The 14,442-nt window shown below is 74.3% G+C and carries 9 protein-coding genes, 3 tRNA genes and 1 pseudogene; 8 read left to right on the forward strand and 5 right to left on the reverse strand.

The features are described from left to right. The first annotated feature begins 393 nt into the window (after positions 1 to 393). Positions 394 to 1,920 (forward strand): acyl-CoA synthetase, encoded by a 1,527-nt coding sequence (locus tag ABZ920_RS11725; RefSeq protein WP_361501987.1) that lies wholly within the window; start codon positions 394 to 396, stop codon positions 1,918 to 1,920. Continuing rightward, entirely contained in the window at positions 1,913 to 3,310 is a 1,398-nt protein-coding gene (locus ABZ920_RS11730) for a carboxyl transferase domain-containing protein (protein WP_361501990.1), read from the forward strand. The genes ABZ920_RS11725 and ABZ920_RS11730 overlap by 8 nt, the downstream gene beginning before the upstream one ends. 100 nt (positions 3,311 to 3,410) lie before the next feature. Here the strand turns inward: ABZ920_RS11730 and ABZ920_RS11735 are convergent. Continuing rightward, positions 3,411 to 3,635, reverse strand: a pseudogene (locus tag ABZ920_RS11735) (hypothetical protein); the annotation flags it as partial. 914 nt (positions 3,636 to 4,549) lie between these two features. Between ABZ920_RS11735 and ABZ920_RS11740 the strand changes: the two are divergent. Then, positions 4,550 to 5,587, forward strand: coding sequence for a rod shape-determining protein (locus tag ABZ920_RS11740; RefSeq protein WP_361501993.1), 1,038 nt, complete (start codon positions 4,550 to 4,552; stop codon positions 5,585 to 5,587). 899 nt (positions 5,588 to 6,486) lie between these two features. Further along, a complete protein-coding gene (locus tag ABZ920_RS11745; RefSeq protein WP_361501996.1) occupies positions 6,487 to 6,663 on the forward strand; it encodes a hypothetical protein in 177 nt (58 codons plus the stop codon). A 189-nt stretch (positions 6,664 to 6,852) separates the two neighbouring features. On the opposite strand, the gene ABZ920_RS11750 is transcribed toward ABZ920_RS11745, so the two are convergent. From ABZ920_RS11750 to ABZ920_RS11765, 4 genes are all read right to left on the reverse strand, one after another. Further along, complete coding sequence (locus tag ABZ920_RS11750; protein WP_361501999.1) at positions 6,853 to 7,179, reverse strand: hypothetical protein; 327 nt, start codon at positions 7,177 to 7,179, stop codon at positions 6,853 to 6,855. Between the two features lie 773 nt (positions 7,180 to 7,952). Then, positions 7,953 to 8,029 (reverse strand) — tRNA-Ile (locus ABZ920_RS11755). Positions 8,030 to 8,207: 178 nt separating this feature from the next. Continuing rightward, positions 8,208 to 8,280: transfer RNA gene (locus ABZ920_RS11760), tRNA-Asn, on the reverse strand. 5 nt (positions 8,281 to 8,285) lie between these two features. After that, positions 8,286 to 8,358 (reverse strand) — tRNA-Asn (locus ABZ920_RS11765). A gap of 146 nt (positions 8,359 to 8,504) precedes the next feature. Here ABZ920_RS11765 and ABZ920_RS11770 point away from each other — a divergent pair. The 4 genes from ABZ920_RS11770 to ABZ920_RS11785 all read left to right on the forward strand — a co-directional run bounded on the left by ABZ920_RS11770 (position 8,505) and on the right by ABZ920_RS11785 (position 14,374). Next, positions 8,505 to 8,810 carry a YtxH domain-containing protein gene (locus ABZ920_RS11770; RefSeq protein WP_361502002.1) on the forward strand — a complete coding sequence of 102 codons (306 nt, stop codon included), beginning with the start codon at positions 8,505 to 8,507 and terminating at the stop codon, positions 8,808 to 8,810. Between the two features lie 97 nt (positions 8,811 to 8,907). Further along, a complete protein-coding gene (locus ABZ920_RS11775; protein WP_361502005.1) occupies positions 8,908 to 10,362 on the forward strand; it encodes an FGGY family carbohydrate kinase in 1,455 nt (484 codons plus the stop codon). A 350-nt stretch (positions 10,363 to 10,712) separates the two neighbouring features. Further along, the gene (locus ABZ920_RS11780; RefSeq protein ID WP_361502008.1) at positions 10,713 to 12,446 is read left to right on the forward strand and encodes an ABC transporter ATP-binding protein; all 1,734 of its coding nucleotides are present in this window, start codon (positions 10,713 to 10,715) and stop codon (positions 12,444 to 12,446) included. Further along, positions 12,446 to 14,374, forward strand: a complete 1,929-nt coding sequence (locus ABZ920_RS11785) for an ABC transporter ATP-binding protein (protein ID WP_361502011.1) — start codon at positions 12,446 to 12,448, stop codon at positions 14,372 to 14,374. Before ABZ920_RS11780 ends, ABZ920_RS11785 begins: the two co-directional genes overlap by 1 nt. Positions 14,375 to 14,442 lie beyond the last annotated feature (68 nt).

Genomic DNA, 14,442 nt, shown 5'->3' on the forward strand with positions numbered 1-14,442 from the left:
CGGGACCGCCGAATGCCGCGCCGGGGCGGCCGGTGCCGGGCCGGGACCGTGCTTGCCGTCCACCGTCCCGGGACCGCCGATGCCCTCCCGAGACCGCCGATGCCCTCCCGGGACTGCCGGTGCCGTGCCGGGGCGGCCGGCTCGCGCTGCCTTCGGCCGCCCGCCGGTTCACGGTGTCCTCAGCCGGCCGGGACACCCCGGAGTGACGACCGCCTCACCCACGGCTCGTGAGGACTGGGGTAGGAACGGAGTGTCCTTCCCGCTCCGTCTCCGTGCTCAGCGTTTCCTGCTCCGTGCTCCGTGCTCCGTGCCCCGTGCTCCGTCTCCGGTTTTGGTTCCGGCGCTCCGTGCCCCTGGTCCCGTCGTCAGCTCCGCTCCCGAAGGAGTCCCTGCGTGTCCTCACTCTTCCCGGCCCTGCGGGGCAGCCCTGACGAGCAGGTCGCCCTGCGGTTCGGTGACCGGTCCCTGACGTACCGGGCGCTGGCGGCCGCCGTCGATGGCCTCGCCGCCCGCATCAGGGGCGCGGACCGCGTGGCCGTGTGGGCGACCCCGGCGCTGGAGACCGCCGTCGCGGTGGTGGCGGCGCTGGAGGCCGGTGTGCCCGCCGTGCCGCTCAACCCCAGGTCCGGGGAGAAGGAGCTCGGCCACGTCCTGTCCGACAGCGCGCCCGCGCTGCTGCTGGCCGCGCCCGGTGACGACGTGCCCGCCGCACTCGCCGGCCTGGCCCGCGTCGACGTCGACGTCGACGTGCACGGCACCGCCCTGCCCGGGCGCGACGTCGACGTGCACGGCACCGCCCTCGCCGGGCGCGACGCCGCCGGCCCGCACCGTGCGACCGCACCGCCCGGCAGCCTCGCGGCCGGCGAGGATCCCGCCCTGGTCGTCTACACGTCCGGGACCACGGGTCCGCCCAAGGGCGCCGTCATCCCGCGCCGGGCGCTCGCGGCCACCCTGGACGCGCTCGCCGACGCCTGGCAGTGGACCGGCGACGACGTGCTCGTGCACGGGCTGCCGCTGTTCCACGTGCACGGACTGGTGCTGGGCGTCCTCGGCCCGCTGCGGCGCGGCGGCTGCGTGCGGCACGTGGGACGGTTCACCCCGCAGGCCGTGGCGCGTGAGCTGGCCGGCGGGGCCACCATGCTCTTCGGCGTCCCGACCATGTACCACCGCATCGCGGAGGCGCTGGACGAGGACCCCGGCCTGGCCGGGGCGCTGGCCGGAGCGCGGCTGCTCGTCTCCGGTTCCGCCGCGCTGCCCGTGCACGACCACGAGCGGATCGCGGCCGCCACCGGGCGGCGGGTGATCGAGCGGTACGGCATGACGGAGACGCTGATGAACACCAGCGTGCGGGCGGACGGCGACCCGCGGCCGGGAACCGTCGGCGTGCCGCTGCCCGGGGTCGAGGTGCGGCTCGTGGAGGAGGACGGCACGCCGATCGGGGCGGACGACGGGGAGACGATCGGCGAGGTCCACGTGCGCGGGCCGAACCTGTTCACCGGCTACCTGAACCGGCCCGACGCGACGGCCGCCGCCTTCACCGCCGACGGCTTCTTCCGCACCGGCGACATGGCGGTCCGCGACCCCGACGGCTACGTCCGCATCGTCGGCCGCAAGGCGACGGACCTGATCAAGAGCGGCGGGTACAAGATCGGCGCCGGGGAGATCGAGAACGCGCTCCTCGAACACGCCGGGGTGCGCGAGGCCGCCGTGACCGGAGAGCCGGACGCCGACCTCGGCGAGCGCATCGTCGCCTGGGTCGTTCCGGCCGATCCGCAGTCGCCGCCCGGGGCCGGGGAACTGGCCGACCACGTCGCCCGCCGGCTCGCCCCGCACAAGCGGCCGCGTGTCGTCCACCTCCTGGACGCCCTGCCCCGCAACGACATGGGGAAGATCATGAAGCGGGCGCTGACGCATGACTGAGCGGCTCACGGCCCGGCAGACCGTCCGCCTCGTCACCGACGACTTCACCGAACTCCCGCACACCGAGCGCGAGTCGGCCCCCGACGGCCCGCTCGGCTGGCGGGACTACGACGCCTCGCGCGCCCGCGCCACCGCGCGCACCGGCGAGCGGGAGTCCGTGGTGTGCGGCACCGCCGGCATCGGGGGGATCCGTGCCGTGGTGGCCGCGTTCGAGTTCGGCTTCCTCGGCGGCTCCCTCGGGGAACGCACCGGCGACCGGCTGGTGTCGGCGTACAGCCACGCCCGTGCGCACCGCCTGCCGGTCGTGGCGCTCGTCGCCACCGGGGGCAGCCGCATGCAGGAGGGCATGCTCGCGCTGACCCAGCTCCAGCGCGTGGCCCGGCAGATGGTGCTGACCCGCGAAGCGGGCCTGCCCCAGCTCGCGGTGGTGCGGGACCCGACGACCGGCGGCGGCTGGGCGACGCTCGGGGCGGGGGCCGACGTGACGCTCGCCCTGCCGGGTGCCCAGGTCGGCTTCGCGGGGTCGCGGGTACGGCCGCCCGGCGCCGACCCGGCCGCGTACACCGCCGAGGCGCAGGTCGCCGCGGGCTCGGCGGACGCGGTGGTCGGTCCGGGGGAACTGCGCGGGAGTCTGGAGCTGTGGCTGCGCCTGCTCACACGGCCCTCGGCCGCCGCCGCTCCCCCGCCGCACGCGCTGCCCCCGGCAGGCCCGCTGTCCGGCGGTACCCCGCCGATCGGGGGCGCGCCGCCCCGCGGCTCCTCCGCCGTGCTGCCCGCCAGTGGCTGGGAGGCGGTCCTGCGCGCCCGCTCCCCCGCCCGGCCGCGCGCCGAGCGCTACCTGGACGCCTACTTCACCCGGCGGGCGGCCCTCGGCGGCGACCGCTGCGGCGGCAGGGACGACGGCATGCTCTGCGGGTTCGGCGAGCACGGGGGCCGGACGGTCGCCTACGCCGCCCAGACCGGGACCGCGACCCGTCCTGCCGGCTACCGTACGGCCGCCCGGCTGGTCCGGCTCGCGGACCGGCTCGGGATCCCGGTGCTGACGCTGGTGGACACGCCGGGCGCGGCCAACGACGCCGAGGCGGAACGGCAGGGCGTGGGCCCCGCGATCGCCGACCTGTTCGGCGCGGTGGCGGCGGCCCGGACCCCGGTCACCACGCTGGTGATCGGCGAGGGCGGTTCGGGCGGCGCGCTGGCCCTGGCCGCGTCCGGCAACACCTGGGCCACGCCGGACAGCTACTTCTCGGTGATCGCCCCGGAGTCGGCGGCGGCGATACTCAAACGCCCGCCGGACGAGGCCCCGGCCACCGCCGGCCGGCTCCGCATCCGCCCGCAGGATCTGGTGGACCTGGGGGTGATCCGGGGGATCGTGCCGCTGTCCACCGGGTGACCGGGTGCCGGACACCGCGACCGCCGGGCGGTGGCGCTCCGGACGGCCCACCGCGGTCGGCGAGCGACGACCGCCCCGAGCGGCAGCCACCCGGCCGGCGTACGTCGAACAACCGCCGGTCCAGCCTCCCCGCCCGCAGGTACGGCAGTGCCTCGTCCGGTACGACGGTGAGGTCGCCGCCGACCGTCCGCGTCCGCACTGCGCCGGTGACCCCCTTGGGCCGCTCCACGGTGACCGTCCTCTTCCCGCCGCCGAGCTCGGTGACGGTGACCCGGCCACCGGTGACGAGCGTGACGGTGCGGGGAGCGGGCGCCGCGGTGCGGGAGGCGGCGGAGGCTGTGTGCCGGACGGCGGGCGCGGGGGCGCCGGGAGCCGGCGTCGCGGTGACGGGAGCCGGCGTGGCAGCGCGCGAGGCGGCGGAGGCAGTGTGCCGGACGGCGGGCGCGGGGGTGACGGGAAGCCGGCGTCGCGGTGCCGGGAGCCGGCGTGGCGGCGCGCGAGGCGGCGGAGGCAGTGTGCCGGACGGCGGGCGCGGGGGTGACGGGAAGCCGGCGTCGCGGTGCCGGAAGCCGACGTGGCGGCGCGCGAGGCGGCGGAGGCAGTGTGCCCGGCGGCGGGCGCGGGGGTGACGGGAAGCCGGCGTCGCGGTGCCGGGAGCCGACGTGGCGGCGCGCGAGGCGGCGGAGGCTGTGTGCCCGGCGGCGGGCGCGGGGGTGACGGGAAGCCGGCGTCGCGGTGCCGGGAGCCGGCGTGGCGGCGCGCGAGGCGGCGGGGGCGGTGTGCCCGGCGGCGGGCGCGGAGGGTGCCGTCGGGCACGGACGCCGTCGCCGGTCCGGTGGGCAGCAGCGCGAGCAGGAGCCCGGCCGCCGGCAGGGTCGTACCGCGTCCGGGTGCCCTCGTGGTCATCCACGCCTCCTCCACGCCGCCGAGTCGAGTGCTGCGCGGAGTCCCGGACGCCGTGCGGCGCACGGGAGTTGACGGGACGTGGCGGATCGGCGCCCGGCGGCTTCCCGCCGGCCGCACGGGGGCTCGGGGCGGGGACGTGGAGGGGCGGAACATACCGAAGCCGCGGACCCTCACCTGGTGCTGACGGCCCCGGACACGGCCGGCTACGCCCGTTCGGCGGCACCCCGCCCGGCCCACCCCAGAAGGCGGCACCCTTCCCGTCCCGCGCACGATGCGAAGGAGGCCGCCGAACCGGCGGCGGCCGCACGGTCCGTGCTCTCGGGAGGATCAGCCATGACCGCCAGTCTGGAGCAGTTGCGCCGCTGCCATTTCGCCGTCGATCTGGGAGCGGCCCGGACCCGTGTGTACGTCAAGGGCGCCGGGCTCGTCGTCGACCAGCCGTCGGTGGTCGCCGTGAACACCCGCAGCAGCGCCCTCATCGCCGTCGGCGAGCTCGCGGAGAGGATGACCGGCCGCACCCCCGACTACATCCGCGTCGTCCGCCCCGTGACCGGCGGCACCGTCGTCGACATCGACATGGCCCAGCGCATGCTGCGGCACCTGCTCGGCGACCGGATGCGCCGCTCACTGCGCCGCAAGCCCTGGCTGCGCGCCGCCGCCTGCACCCCGCACGACGCCGATCCGCTCGCCCAGCGGGCGACGGTCGAGACGCTGGTCGGTCTCGGGGCACGCCGGGTGGAGCTGGTCGACACCCTCATCGCCGCCGCCGTGGGCTGCGGCCTGCCCGTCGAACGGGCCGAGGCCAGCATGATCATGGTCTGCGGCGCCGCGGCCACCCAGGTGGCCGTGCTCTCCCTCGGCTCGATCGTCACCGCGCAGCGCATCCCCGTCGGCGGCGAGGCCGTCGACCACGCGATCGTGCAGCACCTGCGGCAGGCGCACGCGCTGATGCTGCCCAGCCAGTCCGTACGGCCGCTGCAGGTGGCCCTGTCCGGCAACGGGCTGACCCCGTACGGCCCGGCGTCGACGGAGATCCACGGCCGGGACGTGGCCACGGGCCGCGCCCGCTCCGTCCAGATCGACACCGCCGCCGTGCGGGACGCCATCCAGACGCCGCTGACCGCCGTGCTCGACGGCATCTGCAAGGTGCTGCGGGAGTGCCCGCCCGACCTGGTGGCCGACGTCGCCGAACGCGGCATCGTGATGGTCGGCGGCTCGGCCCTGCTGCCCGGCCTGGACGAGATGCTGCGGAAGGCGACGGGCGTGCCGGTGCACATCGCGGAACGGCCCGACGTGTGCTCGGTCCAGGGGCTGGGCGCCATGCTGGAGGGCGAGATCGAACCGCTGGTCCTGAACCCTCTGGCAGCGTGACCCCCGGCCTCGGCCGTCCCTGCCCCTTCGCCCCGGCCCGGCGCCGGAGGCTGCCCGCCCGGACAGCCGGCCGGGTCCCCGGGCATCCCCGACCTCGCCTCTCCGCCGCCCCTGCTCCTTCCGCCCGGCCCGGCGCCCGGCGCGGCCCGCCCCAGGTCCCGGACGTCCCCAACCCCACCCCTGCCGTCCCTGCTCCTTCGCCCGGCCCGCCGCCCAGCGCGGGTCGCCCGGTCAGCCGACCGGGTTCCCGTGCATCCTCAACCCCGCCTCTCCGCCGCCCTCGCTCCTTCCGCCCGGCCCGGCGCCCGGCGCGGTCGCCCGGACCGCCGGCCGGCTGCCCGGCATCCCCGCCCGGCCTCCGCCGCTCCTCCCCCTCCACCCCGGCCCGGCGCCCGGCCGGGACCGGGCCGATCCGCGGTACGGCCGGCCGCCGGCGTGAAGCGGTCCGGTCAGCGGGCAGGCGCGGAGATCCACCGTCCGCATCCGAGCCTGGGGACATCCCGCGGACACCACTCGGCGGCCTCCCACCCCGCGCGCTCCTTTCTCTTGCCCTCCCGCCGCCCCCGGTGCCCGGTAGGCGGCCGGCCGCTCCGAGCGGTCCCCCACTCCCGGCGCCCGCCACTCCCAGCGGCCCTCGCTCCCAGCCGCCCTGCTCCGGCGGCCTGGCCCCTCGTTCTCGGCGGCAGAGATCCGCACTACCCCGCGCGCGCCGGTCGCCACCGCCTGTGACGGCACGCCCACCAGGCGTCTCGCCGCCGGGGTGGCGGCGCGGTGGCCGGGCCGTGGGAGCGGTGGTGTCGTCGCGCGCTCCGGGGTACTCGGACGGCGGTCGACGGGCCCGCCGACCGGGGCGAGCCACCGGACGGCGGCAGGCCCTGCCGAGTGACCACACCGTCCGCATGACCAGGACCAGGAGCACGACGATGAGCCACCACACCCCGTCGCAGGCCGAGGGCGACCGAGACGACGCCGACACCTCCGAGGAGCAGTCGGTGGAGGACATCACCCCCTCCCAGGCAGAGGGTGACCGCGACGACGAGACCGAGACGACCGGCGACGCCACCGACCGGTCCTGATGACGTCACGTCACGGGGGCCGGTGCGGGCGGCGGCCCGCACCGGCCACCCCGCGTTCCCGTCGCCGGGCGTGACGGTGGGAGGGCCGCGACGGCACGACGCGGGCCGCGCAGACAGACGGAAGGGCAGACGAAACGAAAGGGCTCCCGGCCCGCGGCCGGGAGCCCTTCCGCTGACACCCCGCAACGCTCAGTTGCAGTACCGCGCCTCCGCGACGAAGAAGCCGGAGCTGTAGCCGTCGCCGTAACCCTCCACGTAGAGCCGGTTGCCCTGCCAGGTCCGATGGCGGTCGAACGCGCCCCTGTCGTAGCAGTCGTCCCGGCCGTCGCTGAACCCGTCCCGGAAACCGTCTCTGAAGCCCTCCCGGTAGCCGCCCTGGCCGGGCACGGCGGAGGCCGCGCTCACGTGCGTTTCACTCGGCGTGGCCGCCGTGGCCTGCCCCATGCCGAGCGGTGTGAGTCCGAGGACGAGGATCAAGCCCAGCACGACGGACCGCTTCCCGTAGCCCATGCGCATGACCTACCCCCTTCACGATCGAAGGTCACGAACGCCTCATATCCACGGTATTCACCCTTATGGGTCTCGCAACCTGCCGGGGCATCCACATCGCCGGACGCCGGGCCGCCGCATGCGCGATGGCCGGTGTGACGCGCCACAGCACGGCCGCACACCGCATCGGACGGAAGGGCCGCCTGGGCGGACCGGTGTGACGGGACGACCGCGTCCCCTCCCGTCGAACGGCGCGTCAAATCCCGTGGGCCGACGCGCTGAGCGTCAAATTCCTTAGACCGCCGTACTGTCCGTCGACTCGCGGTCCTGGCAGCACTCCTGACACCGCGTCGGCACACGGGCACCGCAGCGGCAGGCACCGGAGGCCGCCCGCCGCCGTCGGGCGCGTGCGTCCCGCGGCCGCACCTCCGCCGGTACCGCCGGCGCAACGGCGAAGTCGGCGTCCGCGTGCAGCAGGGTGTAACCGCGGTCCCGCGTCGGCGGTGTCGGTCCCGGCGGTGGCACCCATCGGACGCATCCCCCGGGGCACGCGCCTCGTCGTCCCGATCGCTCCGCGTCACCGGCGTCCCGGCGCCTGCCGCCCCGAGCGACGCTTGCGCTGCACATGGTCACCAAAGATGACCACATGTGGCCGCATGGGCGCGCACCGCCGCGGACCCGGCAGAGCGGCCGGCGCCCTGGATCTTCATCTGAGGGGGTGAACGGAGGCCGCCACGCTGGCGTGGCGGCCCTCCTTCGCGCGTTGCCGCGGATACAAACGCTTCTGCGCGTGCAGCGCCTGGTGGGGCGGGTGGGACTCGAACCCACGGCCGACGGATTATGAGTCCGCTGCTCTAACCGGCTGAGCTACCGCCCCGTCGCGGCGCGTCGCGTACACGTGTGCGCGCCGTCTGCCGCAGCATAGCCGCTCATACGATCTCCTGCCTCGGATGGTCGGCTCTCGACGACCTTGAGGAGCCCGCCGCGCGTGTGGCGGTTGCCGCAGGTCGGCCGCGGGCATGAAAAAGGACCCCGAAGGGTCCTCGTTCATCATGCTCCCCCGACTGGACTCGAACCAGTAACCTGCCGGTTAACAGCCGGCTGCTCTGCCAATTGAGCTACGGAGGACCGAGCTCCCCCGACTGGACTCGAACCAGTAACCTGCCGGTTAACAGCCGGCTGCTCTGCCAATTGAGCTACGGAGGAATGCCTCGTTGCATCGAACGTGTCTACCTGGGTAAGCGCCAGGGGGCGCGCGCTCGCTGCGACACATACATTAGCGCAAGCAGGGGGGTGCTTCGCCAATCGGTTCCCTCCGACTCCGACCTCGACGCAAGGAAAGGGTGGCCGCCATGCGTTACCGGCTCACGTTCGTCGCTGGGCTCGCTCTGGGTTACGTGCTGGGCACGAAGGCCGGGCGTGAGCGTTACGAGCAGCTGAAGAAGTCCGCTCGCCAGGTCTCGCAGAACCCCGCGGTGCGCAACACCGCGGAGACGGCGGCGCAGCAGGGCCGCCAGTTCGCGGGCAAGGCCTATCACGCGGTCAGCGAGAAGGTCGGCGAGCACGTGCCCGACACGGTGGCCCAGCGGGTGCGCTCCCTGCGGGACCGCAGCGGCTCCGGCTCCGGCCAGGACGACTGGGGCACCAGCCACACGTAACGTTCGTCACTCCCGCCCCGGCGCGCCCCTGCGCCCCATCGGACCCGGTGGCAGCCATCCGGCACGGCCACCCCTCGCGGTGCGGCAGAATTTGGACATGGGGATAGTCGCCGGGTTGGACAGTTCGCCCGATTTCACTCGTATCGTCGTCTGTGACACGGACACGGGGGCCGTGCTCAGGCAGGGATATGCCCCGCATCCGGTGGAGGGCCCCGAGGGCGGGGGCCGGCCGGCCGACGTCGACCCGCAGGCCTGGCTGCTCTCGCTCGGGGAGGCCGCCGGCGGCGGGCTCCTGGAGGGCGTGCAGGCGATCGGCGTGTCCGCCCAGCAGAACGCGCTGATCCCCATCGACGCCCAGGGCAACACCGTCCGGCCCGCGATGGTCGGCGGCGACCGGCGGGCTCAGGTCGCGGCGGCCGACCTGATCGACGCGCTCGGCGGCCGCGAGGCGTGGGCGCAGTCCGTGGGCACCGTGCCGCAGGCCGCGCAGCCGGTGACGAAGCTGCGCTGGCTGGCCCGGAGCGAACCCGACGCGGCCCTGCGCACCACCCTGCTGATGCAGGCGCACGACTGGCTGGTCTGGCAGCTGCTCGGCCGGCCCGTCCGCAGGACCACCGACCGAGGTGGCGCCTCGGGGACCGGGTACTGGTCGGCCGCCACCGGCGCCTACCGGCCCGACCTGGTCGAGCTGGCGCTCGGTCACCCGGCCGCGCTGCCCGAGGTGATCGGGCCCGCCGAGGCGGCCGGTACGACCCCGGAGGGCCTGCTGATCTCCGCCGGAACCGGCGAGACCATGGCGGCGGCCTTCGGACTGGGCATCGGGCTGGGTGACGCGGTGGTCTCCCTGGGCGCCTCCGGCTCCGTGATGGCCGTCCACCGCGAGGCGCTCGTCGACCAGACCGGGATGATCACCTCCCTGGCCGACGCCACCGGGATGCACCTGCCGGTCGTCACCACGCTGAACGCCGTACGGGCGCTGCGCGGTACCGCCGAGCTGCTGGGACTGCCCGATTTGGAGAGCCTGTCCGACCTGGCGACGAAGTCGACGCCGGGCGCCCACGGCCTCGTCCTCCTGCCCTACTTGGAGGGCGAGCGCACGCCGAACCTGCCGCACACCGCCGGCACCCTGGCCGGCCTCAGGCGCGAGTCGATGAAGCCGGAGCACCTGGCGCGGGCCGCCTTCGAGGGCATGCTGTGCGGGCTCGCGGACGCGCTGGACGTGCTGCGGGGCAGGGGCGTGGAGGTGCGGCGGATCTTCCTGCTCGGGCCGGCCGCCGAGCTGCCCGCCGTGCAGGCGGCGGCGCCCGCGCTGTTCGGGACGCAGGTCGTGGTGCCGCAGCCCGCGGACTACGCGGCGATCGGCGCGGCCCGCCAGGCCGCCTGGGCGCTCGGCGTGTCGCAGGGCACGCTCGACCCGCGCACCCCGCCGGTCTGGCAGGGCGCGGTCGCCCAGGTCCTGGAGCCCGGCGAGGAACTGGCCGTGGGCCAGGCGGTGCGCCAGCAGTACGTGTCGGTGCGCGAGCAGACCCATCCAGGCGCGTTCCGCGCCTGACGGCGGCCGGGCCCACGACCGCCGGGGCGGCGCGCGAGGCGCGTTCCGGCCTCCCGGCGGTCACCCGTCCGGGCGGTCCGCCGCGGCGGACGACGGCGGTGCGGCGGCGTGCCGCGGCGCGCCGCCCGGACCGACCCGCACCGCCCGGCCCACCCGGCCCGACCGGCGCACGGAACGGCCCGGCGGCCCGGCGCACACCTGCGGCGTCCTCACCCGGCCGGCTCAACGGCCGGGGGCGCCTCGGCCGTTGGCGGTGCGATTAATCGGTTGAGGTAACACGGGTGGAGTGGTCGACGATAGGGGCCAGGGGACACCGACCAGCCCCCACCACCCACTCCGAGAGACGTAGCGTGCTCATACGACTTCTGCGGACCTACCTCAGGCCCTACCAGAGACCCATCGCCCTCCTGGTGCTGCTGCAGCTTCTGCAGACCTGCGCCACCCTCTACCTGCCCACCCTGAACGCCGACATCATCGACAACGGCGTGGTGAAGGGGGACACCGGTTACATCCTGGCGTTCGGCGCCCTGATGATCGGCATCTCCCTGGTGCAGGTGCTGTGCAACATCGGCGCCGTGTACTACGGCGCCCGGACCGCGTCGGCGCTCGGCCGGGACGTCCGGGCCGCCGTCTTCGACCGCGTGCAGTCCTTCTCCGCGCGCGAGGTCGGCCACTTCGGCGCGCCCTCCCTCATCACCCGTACGACGAACGACGTCCAGCAGGTCCAGATGCTGGTCCTGATGACGTTCACTCTGATGGTGTCCGCGCCCATCATGTGCGTGGGCGGCATCGTCCTGGCCCTCGGCCTGGACGTGCCCCTGTCGGCGGTCCTGGTCGCCGTCGTCCCGGTGCTCGGCGTCAGCGTGACGCTGATCGTGCGCCGGCTGCGCCCGCTGTTCCGCGCCATGCAGGTCCGCCTGGACACGGTGAACCGGGTGCTGCGCGAGCAGATCACCGGCAACCGCGTCATCCGCGCCTTCGTGCGCGACACCTACGAGCAGGACCGCTTCCGCAGGGCCAACACGGACCTGACCGACATGCAGCTGGCCACCGGGCGGCTGCTGGCGCTGATGTTCCCGATCGTGATGACGGTGGTGAACCTGTCGTCCATCGCGGTGGTCTGGTTCGGCGCGCACCGCATCGACAGCGGCGGGATGCAGATCGGCGACCTGACCGCGTTCCTCGCCTATCTGATGCAGATCGTCATGTCCGTGATGATGGCCACCTTCATGTTCATGATGGTGCCGCGCGCGGAGGTGTGCGCCGAGCGCATCCAGGAGGTCCTCGCCACCGAGTCGAGCGTCGTACCGCCGCTCGCGCCCGTCACGGAGCTGCGCCGCCACGGTCATCTGGAGATCCGGGGGGCGGGCTTCCGCTATCCGGGTGCCGAGGAGGCGGTGCTCAAGGAGATCGACCTGGTCGCCCGGCCCGGCGAGACGACGGCCGTGATCGGCTCGACCGGCAGCGGCAAGTCCACGCTGCTGGGGCTGGTGCCCCGCCTGTTCGACGCCACCGAGGGCGAGGTCCTCGTGGACGGGGTGGACGTGCGGACCGTCGAGCCCGCGCTCCTCGCGCGGACGGTCGGACTGGTGCCGCAGAAGCCGTACCTGTTCGCGGGCACGGTGGCGACCAACCTGCGCTACGGCAACCCGGACGCCACCGACGAGGAGCTGTGGCACGCGCTGGAGGTGGCGCAGGCCAAGGACTTCGTCTCCGGGCTGGAGGGCGGGCTCGACGCGCCGATCGCGCAGGGCGGCACCAACGTCTCCGGCGGTCAGCGCCAGCGCCTGGCCATCGCCCGCGCCCTGGTGCGGCGCCCGGAGATCTACCTCTTCGACGACTCCTTCTCCGCGCTCGACTACGCCACCGACGCGGCGCTCAGGGCGGCGCTCGCGGCGGAGACCGCCGAAGCGACCGTCGTGATCGTCGCCCAGCGCGTGGCGACCATCCGGGAGGCCGACCGGATCGTCGTCCTCGACGGGGGACGGGTCGTCGGCACCGGGCGCCACCACGACCTGATGGCGGACAACGAGACCTACCGGGAGATCGTGCTCTCCCAGCTCACGGAAGCGGAGGCTGCCTGATGGCGGGGCCGATGGGGCGGATGATGGGCGGAGGCGGCCCCGACAACCGCTCGATGGACTTCAAGGGCTCGGGCAAACGGCTGGTCGCGCGGTTCCGGCCCGAGCGGGTCACCGTGGGCGTGCTGCTGGTCTGCGTGCTGTTCAGCGTGGGGCTGTCCGTGATCGGCCCCAAGATCCTCGGCCGGGCCACCGACCTGGTGTTCGCCGGGATCATCGGCCGGCAGATGCCGGCCGGGCTCACCAAGGACCAGGTCCTGCGGTCCATGCACGAGCGGGGCCAGGGCGACATCGCCGACATGCTGAAGAGCACGGACTTCACCCCGGGCCTGGGCATCGACTTCGGCGCCGTCGGGAACGTCCTGCTGCTCGCGCTGGGCACCTTCCTGGCCGCCGGACTGCTGATGGCGGTGGCGACCCGGCTGGTGAACCGGACCGTCAACCGGACCATGTTCCGGATGCGCGAGGACGTGCAGACGAAGCTGTCGCGGCTGCCGCTGTCGTACTTCGACAAGCGCCGGCGCGGCGAGGTGCTCAGCCGGGCCACCAACGACATCGACAACATCGGGCAGACCCTCCAGCAGTCGATGGGCCAGCTGATCAACTCGGTGCTGACCGTCATCGGCGTGCTGGCGATGATGTTCTGGGTGTCCTGGATCCTGGCGCTGGTGGCGCTGGTGACGGTGCCGCTGTCGTTCGTCGTCGCCACCCGCGTCGGCAAGCGGTCGCAGCCGCACTTCGTGCAGCAGTGGCGCTCCACCGGCACACTCAACGCCCACATCGAGGAGATGTACACCGGCCACGCGCTGGTGAAGGTGTTCGGGCGGCAGGAGGAGTCGGCGCGGCAGTTCGCCGAGCAGAACGAGGCACTGTACGAGGCGGGGTTCAGGGCGCAGTTCAACAGCGGTGTCATGCAGCCGCTGATGATGTTCGTCTCCAACCTGAACTACGTGCTCGTCGCCGTCGTCGGTGGTCTGCGGGTCGCCTCGGGTGCGCTGTCCATCGGTGACGTGCAGGCCTTCATCCAGTACTCGCGGCAGTTCTCGATGCCGCTGACGCAGGTCGCCTCGATGGCGAACCTGGTGCAGTCGGGTGTCGCCTCGGCGGAGCGGATCTTCGAACTGCTGGACGCGGAGGAGCAGGAGGCGGACCCGGTGCCGGGCGAGCGGCCGGCGGAGCTGCGCGGACGCGTGGCGCTGGAGAACGTCTCGTTCCGCTACGAGCCCGACAAGCCGCTCATCGAGGACCTGTCGCTGAAGGTGGAGCCCGGCCAGACGGTCGCCATCGTCGGACCGACCGGTGCCGGCAAGACCACGCTGGTCAACCTGCTCATGCGGTTCTACGAGGTCACCGGCGGGCGCATCACGCTCGACGGCGTCGACATCGCGCGGATGTCGCGGGACGAGCTGCGCGCCGCGATCGGCATGGTGCTGCAGGACACCTGGCTGTTCGGCGGCACGATCGCGGACAACATCGCCTACGGCGCCTCGCGCGAGGTCGGCCGCGAGGAGATCGAGGAGGCGGCGCGGGCCGCGCACGCCGACCGGTTCGTCCGCACGCTGCCCGACGGCTACGACACCGTGATCGACGACGAGGGCTCCGGGGTCAGCGCCGGCGAGAAGCAGCTCATCACCATCGCGCGGGCGTTCCTGTCCGACCCGGTGATCCTCGTCCTCGACGAGGCGACGAGCTCGGTGGACACCCGTACCGAGGTGCTGATCCAGAAGGCGATGGCGAAACTGCAGCACGGCAGGACGTCGTTCGTCATCGCGCACCGGCTGTCGACGATCCGGGACGCGGACACGATCCTCGTCATGGAGAACGGGTCCATCGTCGAACAGGGCTCGCACGAGGAGCTGCTGACGGCCGACGGGGCCTACGCGCGGCTGTACAAGGCGCAGTTCGCGCAGGCGGTCGTCGAGGTGGACTGAGGACTCCGGAGGCGGTCGCTCTGCGGCCGCCGTCCGGAGCGCGGGGGGCCGCTCGCCCGGGGGTGAGC

Origin of the sequence: Streptomyces sp. NPDC046831 (genome assembly GCF_040645305.1) — a bacterium.
Classification (GTDB): Bacteria; Actinomycetota; Actinomycetes; order Streptomycetales; family Streptomycetaceae; genus Streptomyces.

What these genes read in the sequence shown, in the direction of transcription:
- ABZ920_RS11740 (WP_361501993.1), top strand. Translation starts at nt 4,550, where the DNA reads ATGACCGCCAGTCTGGAGCAGTTGCGCCGCTGCCATTTCGCCGTCGAT.
- ABZ920_RS11730 (WP_361501990.1), top strand. Translation starts at nt 1,913, where the DNA reads ATGACTGAGCGGCTCACGGCCCGGCAGACCGTCCGCCTCGTCACCGAC.
- ABZ920_RS11770 (WP_361502002.1), top strand. Translation starts at nt 8,505, where the DNA reads ATGCGTTACCGGCTCACGTTCGTCGCTGGGCTCGCTCTGGGTTACGTG.
- ABZ920_RS11745 (WP_361501996.1), top strand. Translation starts at nt 6,487, where the DNA reads ATGACCAGGACCAGGAGCACGACGATGAGCCACCACACCCCGTCGCAG.
- ABZ920_RS11750 (WP_361501999.1), bottom strand. Translation starts at nt 7,179, where the DNA reads ATGCGCATGGGCTACGGGAAGCGGTCCGTCGTGCTGGGCTTGATCCTC.
- ABZ920_RS11775 (WP_361502005.1), top strand. Translation starts at nt 8,908, where the DNA reads ATGGGGATAGTCGCCGGGTTGGACAGTTCGCCCGATTTCACTCGTATC.
- ABZ920_RS11785 (WP_361502011.1), top strand. Translation starts at nt 12,446, where the DNA reads ATGGCGGGGCCGATGGGGCGGATGATGGGCGGAGGCGGCCCCGACAAC.